At 66.5% G+C, this 12,576-nt stretch carries 12 protein-coding genes and 2 pseudogenes; 4 read left to right on the forward strand and 10 right to left on the reverse strand.

Annotation, left to right across the window (positions count from 1 at the left end; translation table 11 throughout):
• Nucleotides 1-92 precede the first annotated feature (92 nt).
• Nucleotides 93-350, reverse strand: a complete 258-nt coding sequence (locus tag QF030_RS01960; RefSeq protein WP_307160874.1) for a hypothetical protein — start codon at nucleotides 348-350, stop codon at nucleotides 93-95.
• 2,005 nt (nucleotides 351-2,355) lie between these two features.
• On the opposite strand from QF030_RS01960, the gene QF030_RS01965 reads away from it, so the two are divergent.
• Nucleotides 2,356-3,066, forward strand: a complete 711-nt coding sequence (locus tag QF030_RS01965) for a hypothetical protein (protein ID WP_307160875.1) — start codon at nucleotides 2,356-2,358, stop codon at nucleotides 3,064-3,066.
• A 345-nt stretch (nucleotides 3,067-3,411) separates the two neighbouring features.
• On the opposite strand, the gene QF030_RS01970 is transcribed toward QF030_RS01965, so the two are convergent.
• From QF030_RS01970 to QF030_RS01980, 3 genes are all read right to left on the reverse strand, one after another.
• Nucleotides 3,412-3,795 (reverse strand): toxin Doc, encoded by a 384-nt coding sequence (locus QF030_RS01970; RefSeq protein ID WP_307160876.1) that lies wholly within the window; start codon nucleotides 3,793-3,795, stop codon nucleotides 3,412-3,414.
• 3 nt (nucleotides 3,796-3,798) lie between these two features.
• Entirely contained in the window at nucleotides 3,799-4,047 is a 249-nt protein-coding gene (locus tag QF030_RS01975) for an antitoxin MazE7 (RefSeq protein WP_307160877.1), read from the reverse strand.
• A gap of 334 nt (nucleotides 4,048-4,381) precedes the next feature.
• The gene (locus QF030_RS01980) at nucleotides 4,382-5,113 is read right to left on the reverse strand and encodes a prepilin peptidase (protein WP_307160878.1); all 732 of its coding nucleotides are present in this window, start codon (nucleotides 5,111-5,113) and stop codon (nucleotides 4,382-4,384) included.
• A 377-nt stretch (nucleotides 5,114-5,490) separates the two neighbouring features.
• On the opposite strand from QF030_RS01980, the pseudogene QF030_RS01985 reads away from it, so the two are divergent.
• Nucleotides 5,491-5,691: pseudogene (locus QF030_RS01985) on the forward strand (IS110 family transposase); the annotation flags it as partial.
• 51 nt (nucleotides 5,692-5,742) lie between these two features.
• Here QF030_RS01985 and QF030_RS01990 read toward each other — a convergent pair.
• The 3 genes from QF030_RS01990 to QF030_RS02000 all read right to left on the reverse strand — a co-directional run bounded on the left by QF030_RS01990 (nucleotide 5,743) and on the right by QF030_RS02000 (nucleotide 7,624).
• Entirely contained in the window at nucleotides 5,743-6,012 is a 270-nt protein-coding gene (locus QF030_RS01990) for a hypothetical protein (protein ID WP_307160879.1), read from the reverse strand.
• 3 nt (nucleotides 6,013-6,015) lie between these two features.
• Nucleotides 6,016-6,255: a hypothetical protein gene (locus QF030_RS01995; protein WP_307160880.1), complete on the reverse strand. Its 240-nt coding sequence runs from the start codon at nucleotides 6,253-6,255 to the stop codon at nucleotides 6,016-6,018.
• Between the two features lie 88 nt (nucleotides 6,256-6,343).
• Entirely contained in the window at nucleotides 6,344-7,624 is a 1,281-nt protein-coding gene (locus QF030_RS02000; protein WP_307160881.1) for a hypothetical protein, read from the reverse strand.
• 606 nt (nucleotides 7,625-8,230) lie between these two features.
• On the opposite strand from QF030_RS02000, the gene QF030_RS02005 reads away from it, so the two are divergent.
• Both QF030_RS02005 and QF030_RS02010 read left to right on the forward strand, forming a co-directional pair.
• Complete coding sequence (locus QF030_RS02005; protein WP_307160882.1) at nucleotides 8,231-8,719, forward strand: hypothetical protein; 489 nt, start codon at nucleotides 8,231-8,233, stop codon at nucleotides 8,717-8,719.
• A 1,502-nt stretch (nucleotides 8,720-10,221) separates the two neighbouring features.
• Nucleotides 10,222-10,539, forward strand: a complete 318-nt coding sequence (locus tag QF030_RS02010) for an Imm51 family immunity protein (RefSeq protein WP_307160883.1) — start codon at nucleotides 10,222-10,224, stop codon at nucleotides 10,537-10,539.
• A gap of 27 nt (nucleotides 10,540-10,566) precedes the next feature.
• On the opposite strand, the pseudogene QF030_RS02015 reads toward QF030_RS02010, so the two are convergent.
• The 3 genes and pseudogenes from QF030_RS02015 to QF030_RS02025 form a co-directional block, all read right to left on the reverse strand.
• Nucleotides 10,567-11,063, reverse strand: a pseudogene (locus QF030_RS02015) (transposase); the annotation flags it as partial.
• Nucleotides 11,064-11,151: 88 nt separating this feature from the next.
• On the reverse strand, nucleotides 11,152-11,391 hold the full coding sequence (locus QF030_RS02020; protein ID WP_307160884.1) for a hypothetical protein: 240 nt from the start codon (nucleotides 11,389-11,391) through the stop codon (nucleotides 11,152-11,154).
• Nucleotides 11,392-11,819: 428 nt separating this feature from the next.
• Nucleotides 11,820-12,278 (reverse strand): HAD family hydrolase, encoded by a 459-nt coding sequence (locus QF030_RS02025; RefSeq protein ID WP_307160885.1) that lies wholly within the window; start codon nucleotides 12,276-12,278, stop codon nucleotides 11,820-11,822.
• Nucleotides 12,279-12,576: the final 298 nt, after the last annotated feature.

Here is a 12,576-nt window from a genome sequence, read left to right on the forward strand (position 1 = left end):
TGCCTCCGGTCCGGCCTCAGCGGCGCCGCACCCGAGCACCGACGCCTCGCCGCCCGTCACCCCGTCGGCCTCGGCTTCGCCGTTTCGTGCTGTCACCCCTCCCCCACCGACACAGCGCCCGGGACGCCCGCCTCGGCATCGGAGGACAGGCCGCTGATGATGCTGCGTTCGGTGTTGGGCGCCGGTGCGCTGCTCGCTGCCGCCATCACAGGTGCGCTCGCCCTGCGCCGGACGCTGCAGCTGCGCCGCCGCCAGCCGGGCGAGACGATCGCCGTCGCCCCGAGAACCTCTCCCGCGGAGGCAAAGTCGGCTGCGGCCGCCGAGCCGGCCAGTACCACTTGCCTGGACACGCGATCCGGTACCTCGTGGACAACGGCGCCAAGTGGTAACCGATGCTGGCCGGCTTCCCCCCGTAGGACCGAATGGCTGCGCAACGCTGTGGCCCGCGATGCTCGGGCCTGTGGTCAGGCCTGGGGACCTCATGGTTGGGACTCACCTCATGACCGGTCACCGAACCGCCAACCGCGCTCCCTCGCACTCCCCGGCCTCGCTCGATCGCGAACCGGGCACTGCCCGACTGCGCCGATGCCCTGGCGCAGGAGAGGGAGCAGTGGATTTGAACTCGCACACAGCTGCATCCGTAGCACTGACGAGCTTCCGGATGAACCTGCCAGTCCCGTAACCGCAGGTTTCCACAGGAGCGGCAGGCCCAGGGCGGCTCCCTTTTAACCTCATCACCACAAGCAAAGGAGCGACAATGATAGATTATCCGCAATTCATAATGGAGTTCGAATTCGAAAGGGATTCCCAAAATAGACCCCTCATACCAGGCCGAACCCGCGATAGCGGTCTCTCGCAGATCCTGCTCGCCGCACGGGTCGACGATCAAGGTCGCGCCAGGAGAACACTTGACGAAGAGCGGGCGAATGCCCTTGCTCAGCGAAGTTTTTCCGTAGTGAGATATGGGACGCAATATGCTCTGGCGCGCGAAACGAGGACGGAAGGTGAGTTCAGACGGGATGGGCAGGATATCGCGGTCGCGGCCATCGTGCGCGATTACGAGTTCGAAACAGATCGTCACGGGCGCCCCATACTGCCAGCCCAAAGCGTAATTATCAACAATATAAAATTTGGAGAGATCCTACACAGGACGCGCGCCATCGGGGGATCCCGACCTGCTGGTGAGCTGGGTCCTGCGACGGCTCAGGCCTTGAAGAGCAAGAGATTTGATGTCTGGGACAACGTCGGTGGCGCGAGGGCGTTGTCGCCGCACACGCCTACGAACGCAACGCAGGTCACCCATGCCGTAGGTCCGGCGAGCTCCTCCTTGTCCGGATCCCGGCCCTCTGCTTCGGCTGGGACCGCGCCTTCCGGCCCTTCCTCCTCGCAATCCGCCCCCATAGTCCCGGCGCAGAAGTCCCGCCCGGCGCCGACGCCGGGCGCCGGCCCATCCGGGCACGCTCCCGCGTCCCGGTCCGCCCCGACTGCCCCTGCCATCGCAACTGGGCGATCGGCTATGCCCAATCGCGCCGAACTTACCGCCGAAGCCCTTCGGTTGCTAAAGGGGTACATTCAGCAATACAAGATAGAGCCGATTGCGGCTTCGGTCTTTTCCAAGAACAATGGAAAATCCTCTAATTATCTTCGCGATCAAAAGACGGAAAATACAGGGGCATGGAATGAGCTGACCCCGCGCGAGCAGCTTGAGTTCCACGTCATGTCGTCCTTGAACGGAGGGCATCTCATGAGTGCGGAACGGGTTGCTGCTGAGGTCAAGCGGTTGGAGCAGCGGGTTGAGGGGGTCGAAGCTGGAGTTCATGAGATCTCTCGCATGATGTATGGCCCCGTGGCGTCTATACCAGACCTTCGTCCCCAGTTGATGTCTCCGCGGGTTCCGTATGGTTCGATCGAGCAGCACAGGGCTGCGGAACGGGCTGCTGCGGCGGCACTAGCCGCTGCAGAGCCTGTGCCTGGTCAGCCTGTGCCCGGTCAGCCTGTGCCCGGTCAGCCCGTGCCCGGTCAGCCCGTAGCGGCTCCTAGGCGGCGATAGCTGAGATTGTCCGACCGCCCGCATTAGCGACGGCGAGGCAGTGGAAGCCTGGTGGCGTCAGTCCGAGGTGGTGGCGTCAGCCACGGTGTGTTCGCAGATCCAGAGCGACGGACGGTCGTCTGATGCTGGCCGTGAACGTCTCAGCCGTCGCTGAGGCAGGACAGTAGCTGGGGCCCGGGTTCAGGGGGATCCATATGGACGGCTGACCAGAGGCCGCTACGCTCGTTGGCCACGAACGGCTCAGCCGGAACAGCGCATAGCAGGGTGAGCAGCTACATTCCCGGTGAAAGGGACGGGTGATTCCGGTGCAATTGATCAAGGGCGGTGTTCATCGGCTCCAGCTGACAGCCCCTGAAGCCCCTGGCGATCTACGGCAGGCGGCTCTGTTCCTGGGTGCGCTGGATGACCTCTACGAAAAATGCGTCGTGCTCACCCTCCTTGCCCAGGTGTCGGGTGAGGAAGATGTTGATGCGAGGAGCAAGCTCATAGCGCAGTCCCGGACGGCGGCGACGGCCGAACGTCCGCGTATCGAGCGGTTCCACAGTGGATCGCTGGCAGTGATCTTGGTGGCGGGGTCAGCCGCTCGTGCAGCTCTCGGGCTGTTCAGCGTCGCACTCACCAATGTAGAGAAGCTCTGGACGCTCCCCGGAAGAATCAGAGTGGCCAACGCTAAGGCGGAGATGGAGATTGCTCAGGCGGGTGCTGCGAAGGTTGAGGCCGACAAGGCACGTGTCGAGGCAGAAACGGCCATCGAAAAGATCAAGGATGGTCATACCGGGGCAGCCGTGGACTTTGCGCTGGTAGGGCGAAGGCTGGCGTTGGCTGACCTCGCCGCGCAGCTGGCGGAGCTCGTCCTGCCAGAGATCGACGAGGCCTTGGAGAGGCTTCGAGGCGTATCTGGTGGTCGGCTGGATGTAGAAGCCGTCCCAGACGACTTCGCACGGGACTGGCCGACGGAACCAAGCAGCCGCCCCGCCGCCGACGGAGACGACATTTCGTCGACCGTCCGCTGGTGAAGGCTATGAGCCTTCGTGCAGTCCCGGGATGCTTGTCTCGGGAACCACGTCGGCAGCGCTCCGGCTGAATGAGCGGGGCCGCACCACGCACAGAGCGCCCAGCCGGTACCCGGCGAAGGTCCCGACCACGACGGTCGCCCAGCCGTACCAGCCCAGGGCGGCGCCCAGCGGGGCGGGGTATGAGCACTCAGTAACGTCTCCACCGCACGGAGCCCAGGGGCTCGCCGGTGCCGGGCCAGGGTGGCCCCACAAAGAGGTCAACTGCGTCGCTGCTGCCCTATGCCACCGACGCGGCCACGCCGGGCTGCGGCGCGTAGCACCGGGCGTACGCAGGGCTGGTCAGGGTCAGGCCTGGCGCCAGGAACGCAGCCTCTCGGCGATGCTGTACGAATCCAGGCGCAGTTCCCGGATGTCGTAAATCAGCTCCCGCCAGAGCTCGAACTTCGTGTCCACGCGTTCCCCGCAAGCCTCGAGATAGGCGATGGCGACGCCGTATCCATACACCTCATTGCGGGCCGGAAGCGGCCGCAGCAGCACGCACTCCTCCAGCATGACGGCAGCCCGCCAGAACGCGTCGGGATCGTGCTGATCATGCCGGGGCGGGTCGACCCGGTGGCGCTGAGCCATGCCGACAAGCACAGAAAAGTCGTTGACGGTCAGGTCGTCCCGGAGGATTTCTTCCTGGCGCTCGAGGAACCACCGGTAGTCGACGTACACGACGGGAGGCACAGGTCAGGCCGCCCGGCGGCCGCTGTGTGCGACGGACGGAAGCCCGCCGAACTCGGCATCGAAGGCATCCATGACGCCGGGCTCGCTGATCGCGCGGCGGAAAGCAGCGGTCGCCGTCTGCAAGGCCCGCTCTTGTTCCTTCTCCCCCGCCAGCTTGGCGAGGTAGGCCTTCACAGACAGGCCCTCGGCAGCGGCGAGGCCCTGCAGGGTGTCCCTGGTGTTCGTATCGACCTTCACAGTGGTTTCAGCCATACCCGAAGTATTCCGCACGGTATACGCGCCGCGCTACCCACACACTTGCGAGTGCCACGCGCCGCTTGCCCGTCAGTGGACCATGCGGCCGTGACCATCCTCTCGGCTTTCACGAGCAGGCCCTGCCCTGCGAGGGCTGCACGCTCACACAGCCGGCCGACCGCTTCTGCCCGCAGCCCTCGCAGGGCAGGGCCTGGCGCTCGGGTTCGTTGGGATCCGAACGAACGGCTGATCATCAGCTGCTAGCACGCGCGCTTCGATGTACTGCTCGCCCCCCGCCCCTGACATCTCCGGGCAAAGCCATGACGGTCCCGCACGCCTCGTCTCATGGGGATCAACGGGTGTAGGAGCCCAGGAGTACACCGGCGAACGCCCCGGCGAGAAGCAGCGGGCCGAACGGGATCCTGGTCTTCCGGCTGCCCCGGCCCGTGACGATGAGGACGATGCCGTACAGAGCGCCCAGCAGGTACCCGGCGAACGTCCCGACCACGACGATCGCCCAGCCGTACCAGCCCAGGACAGCGCCCAGGACGAGGGCGAGCTTGACGTCGCCGAACCCGAAGCCCTTGCTGAGCAGGAAGAGCACTAAGTAGCAGGCGCCCACGATGAGGGAGCCGAGCAGCGCGGACGTCCAGCTGCCGCCGGCACTGGGCAGCATCGCGGCAACGCCGAGCAGGGCGAGCGCGGCCGCAGCGAGTGGCAGGGTGAGCACGTCCGGCAGTCGGTGCGCCGTGAAGTCGACGGCGGCGAGCAGCACGCCGGCCGGGGCGAGCAGCAGCCAGACCACCAGTTCGGGGCGGGCACCAGTGGTGGTGGCAAGAAGAACGCACACCGCGGTCGTGGCGAAGGCGACGGCGAGGGCGCTCGGCCCGAAAGTGTCCCCCGCGGCGCAGCGGGCACGCCCCAGCCAGCCGCGCCCCGTCCCGGTGAGGGGATGGCCAGCCGGGCATGCCGACCGCCAGGGTTCCTCGGGCGTCACGGAGAATCTGTACGCGGGTCGGGGTATGAGCACGCCCGCGCCACCGCCCCACAGGGCGGTAGCCGTGATGATCAGTAACGTCTCCACCGGACGGAGCCTAGGGGCCCGCCGGTGCCGAGCCAGGACCGCGCTACCCAGAAGTCAACTGCGTCGCTGCCTGCCTCGCGCCACGGACGCGGCCAGCCGGGCTGCGGCGCGAGGCACCGGGCGCACGCAGCGTCAGTCAGGGTCAGGCCTGGCGCCAGGAACGCAGCCTCTCGGCGATGCCGCACGAGTCCAACCGCAGCTCCCGGATGTCGTAGATCAGCTCCCGCCAGGGCTCGAACTTCGTGTCCACGCGTTCCCCGCAGGCCTCTAGGTAGGCGATGGCGACGCCGTATCCGTACACCTCATTGCGGGCCGGGAGCGGGCGCAGCAGGCACGCACTCCTCCAGCATGAGGCAGCCCGCCAGAAGGGCGTCGGGACCGTCAAACGGGCTTTCTTCCTCTCCGCGTTCGCCGCCCTGGGCGACCCCGCGTCCCGGATCTACTACGACAAGAAGATTGCCCAGGGCAAGCACCACACCCAGGCCCTGCTCTGCCTCGCCAGACGCAGGGCCGGGGTCCTGTTCGCCATGCTCAGAGACGGCACCTTCTACGAACCTCGGACAACTGGAACGAGGTGAGGCAACCAGCCTGCCTGCGAACCGAGATCGCGCAGGCCATGACGGCAGTCCCTACATGTCGTGAACCTCCACGGAGAAACCCTCCGCAAGGACGGAGTTCAGGTGCTCCGCATGGGCACCCAGCCATTGGCGCGCGTCAGAGAACTTCGCCGTCAGTTCGACGAGCACGTAGTCCTCGGCGCCATCAGTCGACCCATCACAGACACAGCAACGGAGACGCTGACTCACCGCACCCGTCCACTCCGGTCCGTCCCCGCTCGCTGCCACCGTCTCATCATCTACCTGCACAAGCACATCGTTCCAGACGCCCTCGATCGGCACTTCCTAGACGGTCGAGCAGTCCAGGAGTCGCCCGTCGGTGGTGCCAATGAGCAGTCGGCTGGGTTCGGTAACGGTCAGCGCAGTCGCCACGACGGGTACTCCGGCAACAGTCAGGTGCTGACGCCAGCGGACTTTGCCGTCATGGAGATCGAGTCCGACGATCTCGCCGTCGTCGTACGTTACATAGACGGTCTCCACGTCGTGGTCGAGGTCCGTGGCCTGCGGTCTGTCCGAAAGACCCAAGTAGGCTCCTTACTGGCCACCATGCGCCGTACGACGAACGAGCCGCCGGGCTGCAACCCGTGGCCGTGGTAGACAGTGCCGGCATAAGTCAAATCACAGTCGGCGGTCTCCACGCCGGGGCCGGCGAAGTGTGTCTCACCTGGTTTTCAGGAGAGTAGGGACACAAATGATCGACCTCCGCCCGCCTCGGCTCACGCGGACGTTCGGCAACCGGTATGGACCTCAGGTCCGCTGCCGCAAGCCAGGCCTCACCTGGTCCAGGCTGTTGCCCGTCCTGCGTTGAAATGGTTTCCCGAAAGTAGATCCGGCTGCCACGCCGGATGCGCAACCTGCTCCGCTCCCCGTTCCGCCCAGCGGGTGCGAGGGCAGGCAGGCCGTCAGCACATCGCACCAGGGAGACCGCGTCGGCGGGAGTGTGTTGATCTAGCTGCGCCCCGTCCTGGAGCGCGAGCCGGACCACGGCCTGAGCACGCTTCTCCCACGGAGGCCGCACCAGACCAACCCAGGCTGATCGCTCATCTGCGGCGATGACAATGTCACGGCCGCCGCCATCGTTGTCCCGGACAGCCCACTGCCGTTGCCCCGAGGGCAGCCAGGACTCCAGCTGGACCCCGTCGAGCGTCGCCACGATCCTGCCGTCGGGCAACTCTTCAACCGCGCGGACGTTGCGTCGCGGGTCCCAGTTCGTACTCAGACCGGAAACCGTCTGGCGGGCGTCCTCTCGACGATCGGTTCGCGGGGCCGCTACCCGTGGTCCGGCCAAGTCATATCCGGTGATCGACCGGGATGGTACGACCGTCCAGTCGAGCCGATGCACCACCGCGACGTGCCCTTCGTGCCACGCGTCTTTGTCCTGCCAGTCGTCAGGCGGCGCTATTAGCACGCCTAGTTCCTGTTCGCTGCGCCATTCCAAGCCCAGGACTTGGCAGCCGAGTTCGTGCTCGATGAGCGACGTGGCGCTGCCCGTCTCCAGGTCCAGAAGGAGCGATTCCCCTTCGAAGAAGTAGCCGCCGTCGTAGTTGCCCGTGCCGACTGCAAGGAGGGGGAGCCTGGGGTGGAAAGCCATGGCGTGTACGGGATAGCGCGTACGGAGAAGCGCTCGGCAGGTCAGATCATCGATGCCGTAGACACCAACAGGCGCAGTGCTGCCGAAGTCGTGCCCGCCCGCCACTGCCACGTGCGTGCCTGCTACTGCTAGCAGACCGCGGCCCGCGTCATCGACGGCGAGGACAGGATCACCGACCTCGGTGAAGGGACGGTCACCGAGGATTCGGTCGATGCGGAACGAGATGGTCATGGCGGTGATCTTCTCAGCGGCCAGAATCTGCGTGAAGCCACGAACCTCGAGAAGCCGAACAGACTGGATCACCCAGCACCCCACGGAGGCCCGCCTCAGCTCAGTAGGTTCGCCTCCGACATCCAGCCCAAGCGCCCACGCGACGACGACCACGCCTGACCCTCCCCCCTCTTTGGAGAGCTCTGCCATGCCCGGACTCCGATCCGACCTGCCGGCCTCCGACCGGATCACCTTCCCCTACACCCCCTCCCCCACTGCCTGCCAGCGCCGCCCCGCCCTCTTCTCCCACGAGACGACCAGCACACCGGCAGCACAGACCGACATCGAGCAGGCCAAGCAGCTGTGCTCCGGCTTCCCGATCGCGGCAGGCGCCCAAATGGGCACTGGCCCACCCCACTCAGGCACGCCTCGGTGTGTGGGCAGGCACCACCGCCCGCGAACGCACCCAGCTGCGCCAGCGCCTGGCCGACCGGCTCGGCACCGACTGGGTGACCGTCGTCGCCGACCGCGAAGACCGGCGCCGCGAGCAGCGCCAGGCCGCCCGCTACGCCCCGCTCACCGTCCGCGAAGCCCGCATCGTCCGCCTGCACCGCGACGTCAACGGACCCCTGCCACGGCGGCCGCGGAAGCTCACGCCGGACGACCAGCGGCGCAACATGCACCGGCCAGGAAGGCGGGATGACCATGAACCACAGCGGCATAGCGGTCACTCTGGACGGCTTCCTGTACGAGGAGGCCGTGCGCGGCGATCGGTGTGAGGCCACTGCCCGCTTCCGCCTTGTCGTCTCCCACACCGACGAAGTGGTGGACGAAATGGTCGTTGTTTGCACGGCCACCACCCCCGCGCTCGTGGCTGCCGTGCTGCACGAGCTGGCCCCCGGCGACCAGCTGCGCATCACCGGCTACCTCTGCCTGCCCTGCACACCGGATGAGCCGTTCTGGCTGGACGTCACCACGCTCGAAGTCCTATGGGCGGCGCCGCTCAACCGGCTTCCCTGCCGCATGCGGCAGGTCACCTGGCTGTGGGCGCTCGGCACCCCCACAGCCCACACTGCGCAGCAGATGCGTATCAGCCCCAGTACAGTCCGGGTCCACCTCTACCAGGCGCGTCAACGCCTCGCCGCCGATCCCATCCTGACTCAAATCGCTGGTCTCACGGAATCCTGACCACGCCTCCCCTGCAGCTCTCCGGCCCGGCCGCCGAGTTCGAAGTCGGACACGGGCCACGCCCTGGTTACCCACTCCCCCGAGGCGTACCCGTTGTAGTTCAGTTCCGCGCAGTTCGCCGCCCGGCGGTACCCGGAGTCCTGGAGCCCCGACTTGTAGCCGCAGCGCGATCCGCCGCGCAGTGGGACGGCTGGAAGTTCGTCGGAGCTGGAGCCCCAGGCCGAGCTGTTCCGGGACGGATGCGGCAATTGAGGGCGCCGTGAACGGACCTGAAGAGCCTGTATGGGCTTCTGACGGCCTATCGCCAGGTCCGGGGTCCGATCGTATTCCCTCCTCGGAGATCGGCCACTGGAGGCCCCATTCTGGGAGTCGCTTATGTGCTGATTGTTACGCTAGCCTCGTTTGTGATCAGTGGCGGCCAGGTGATCTAGGCTCATCTCGCCGGCGCAGCTCGGGGTATCTATTCGGCGCTTGCAGCGGCGAGATGGCCCTGTCCAACGAAGATCAGGGTCACGCCCGTTCTCCGCGACTCGGTCGAACCCTGACGGCTGCCGATGAGAGTCACCTAATCGGCGATCCTGCCGTTCCCGCAAAACAATCGGCCGCGGTCGCAGTGCTGACCCGCATGGTCGGTGGCGACGGCCAGGAGGCTGGACAAGAATCACCGCGCTGTGGCGGCAGGTTCAGCCCGCCGAACTCCTCGGGCGGCCTGTCAAAGAGATCGACGCCTATGACCTCGAGGTCCCCCACGAGATCACCTGGCGAAGCGTCAGGGGGCGGCCCAGCTACGTCGAACGTGACCACGACCTCGAGCTGCGGCGCCATAGCCGAGGCAGCCCGCGGCACCAGCCACCGGGTGATGCCGGTCGGCTCCTCATCCCTGGGCAAGACTCAAGCCTGCTAGGGAGCCGCGCATGCCTGCCAGACGACTGGCGGCTGTGGCACACCATCGATCCCGGGCGCCCCCAGGCGGTATCGCCGAACTCGACAGAGTCGGACCCAGGACCGCCGTCTGGCGCAACGAAGCCCACCACTACCTGCTGCACCCCGATCATGGTGAGCAGATAGCCGCCGCGCTGCGCACTCTCCTGGCAGGCACAACCCGCGCGCCCATTCTGGTCCTGGGCACCATTTGGCCAAGACCCGGCTACTTCGACGAGTTTGCTGACCACTCCCCCGTCGGCCAGGCCCGAACACGGCACGCTCCCCAGCCCCTGCCCGCCGCCCCAAGAACCCTGACCCGCACGGGCAGGCTCGCTACCTGCTGGCCGGACGTCCTCTAGGCCCGCGGCATTTACGCCTCGCGAAGTCGATCTGAGCAGCAAGTCGGACGACCCTCGCTTGGTCGCAGCTGCGTGCTCCGCCAAGGACTGCATGGTCACTCAGTACCTGGCGGCTGGCTTCGACCGAGTGCTGTGACCGGAAAGGTTCGCCGGATCGGGAGCGGACAAGCAGTTTGTTGGGCTGGGTGGCCTGTGCACCGGGCGTGGGAAGATCGCGCCTTGACTATCACCCTGCACGACTTCGACGGCGAGCACTCGCTAACACTCGCTGCTGGTGACCTGGCCGCCGATGCTGCAGTCGTTGCCGCCGGACACGAGCCGAATGGGTACTTCTGGGAAGGTCTTGTGCAGTTCGCCTGGCCGGATCTTGCTGAGCGCCTCGACTTCGACAGTGAGGGTGGCATGTTCTGTGCGCTCGGGAGCTCGGGTGACCTCGCGCAGCTCAAGACTGCCCTTGAGCCCGTGTTCTTGAGCCCCAGCGCCGTTCGCGAGATTGTTGCCCGTGCCGAGACGGCAGGCTTCGAGTTCGACGACTAATGCTGTCACCAGCAGGTCTGCCGGGGTTCAGGCCGCAAGCCGAAGTGGCCTGCCGCCCCAGCGGATGTGCTTCTGGCTGCGGATGCGGGAGCGTTCGCGTCGTTGGGCGGCGAGGACATCGGGGTGACGGGCGTTCTTGTTGCGCCACCGCAGATAGGCGTGCAATGCCCGGTTCTGGACGCTGTGATTGGGGTGGTTCGAGTTGGCGAGGGTGAACTGCTGTAGGGGCCCGAAGTGGGCCTCGATTGGGTTGGCCCAGGACGCGTAGGTCGGGGCGAAGCAGAGATCGATCCCTTTTTCCGGGCGGCCCAGCGGCGGATCCGCCAGTTCAGGTGCGCGGACAGGTTGTCGGGGATCACGTAGATCGGGGCGCCGTCCGGACGGGCCGCGCGGATCGACCGTAGGGCCGCCCAAGTGTGGTCCATGCCCTTGCGTCGGCGGACGACTCCCCAGAGTTGGTCATCGCCGACCGAGTAGCAGCCATGGAAGTAGGTGATGCCATGAGGGCGGCGGTATGTCGTCGGCCCATCACAGTGGCTTGTGCGCACGCCGGCACGCGCCACGCCACAGGCTAAGAGGCACACCGCTGAGATCATGGCCGTGGAAGGGCACCTAGATGAGCGCCGGAATGGTTCCGAGCCGCGACGCGGGCAGGTAACGAAGGCAGCCTGCTGGCAGCAGCCAGCGCGCTGGCCGACGGCGGTCGATTGAGGCAAGGCACTCCCCTGGTTCGACCAGGCTGCCGCTGTCGACGATGAGTACGCGCTCGCCGAGGCGGCCGAGGCCTTGCTGGACGCTGGCCGTGTAGTGGACGCCTCGTTCCTGAGGGAGCAGGCCGAGCGCGAAGGGCATGACTTGGCCAGCGAAGCCATCGCACGGGAGTTGGCAATCGCTGGCCGCCGCGACGGCACCCTTGCATGGCTGGCACTTCCGCTGGGCCGCCCATCAACATGCAGGGCAGCCACGGCGGACAAGTCTCTTGATGGAGCTCGGCCGGAGGAGTGATTACGGCGTAATCACTCGGGCGGCGAGGAAGCGGCAGTTCGTGCGCAAGTTGCCATACACGGTGTCCCGGCGGCGCTCCCTTCCCATCGGTCGTGGGAGTCGCCAGCGGTAGATCTCTTCGGACCCGGTCGGACAGCTGCCGTTGCTGCCTCGGCGCTGTCCTGTCTCAACGAAGTTGGTCGTCCTCGGGTGCTGACCTTCGTGGGCTGGATTGTGTGAGACGCGTGAGCCGGATTCGTTGAGACAACATGGCGGGTTTCGGGGTTGGTGGCGCCCTATCTCGATGTCCCGATGGTGTGGTTGATCGCGGAAGCGACGTCGTCAGCGACATGGGTGGGCCAGTAGGAGTCCTGGGTCCAGGCATGTCCGTTCGTCACCCATACGCTCCGAAGACCGAGCAGGTGGGCGCCCGCGATGTCAGCGTGCGGTGAATCGCCGATGACCCACGCGCCCCGCAGGGGGAGGCTGACGGTGGCGGCGGCCGCCTGGAAGATCTCCGGTTCCGGCTTCTTGTGGCCGACGCTTTCGGAGATGACCCAGCCCTGAACGAGCTGGTCGAGTCCGGTGTTACGGATCTTCGCTTCCTGCTGGACGGTGCGCCCATTGGTGACGATGACGCAACTCCAGCCGTGCGCCGGTGCCTTGCCCAGCGCCTCGCGGGTGGACTGCGCCAGGACGACTCGATCGGCGGCGCCAGTGTCGAGAAGGGCACGGATGGTCGTGGTCGGCACCACGCCCCGTACCGGTAGGTCAGAGCTGCCGCGACTTCCTGACGCGTCGTATAGCCGCCAGCATCGATAGCCATCACCCACGTGAGGTCCGAGGCAGGCAGGCCGTCTTGGGCGAGGAAGTCGACGACTGCGGCGCGGAAGGCCGCATCGCGGTCGACAAGGGTGTTGTCGAGGTCCATCAGCAGCAACGGCATGACCGGCACTAGATCACGGAAGCCGCTGCGAGGCAGGTCAGTTTCGGGCTGGCATCGGCACCAGGCCGACGAGCCGGATGCTGCGGATCGTTGACGCTCACCGCGCG

Origin of the sequence: Streptomyces rishiriensis, from assembly GCF_030815485.1 — a bacterium.
Taxonomy (GTDB): Bacteria; Actinomycetota; Actinomycetes; order Streptomycetales; family Streptomycetaceae; genus Streptomyces; species Streptomyces rishiriensis_A.

What these genes read in the sequence shown, in the direction of transcription:
- QF030_RS01975 (WP_307160877.1), bottom strand. Translation starts at nt 4,047, where the DNA reads ATGGCTGAAACCACTGTGAAGGTCGATACGAACACCAGGGACACCCTG.
- QF030_RS02005 (WP_307160882.1), top strand. Translation starts at nt 8,231, where the DNA reads ATGACCATGAACCACAGCGGCATAGCGGTCACTCTGGACGGCTTCCTG.
- QF030_RS02020 (WP_307160884.1), bottom strand. Translation starts at nt 11,391, where the DNA reads ATGCCCTTCGCGCTCGGCCTGCTCCCTCAGGAACGAGGCGTCCACTAC.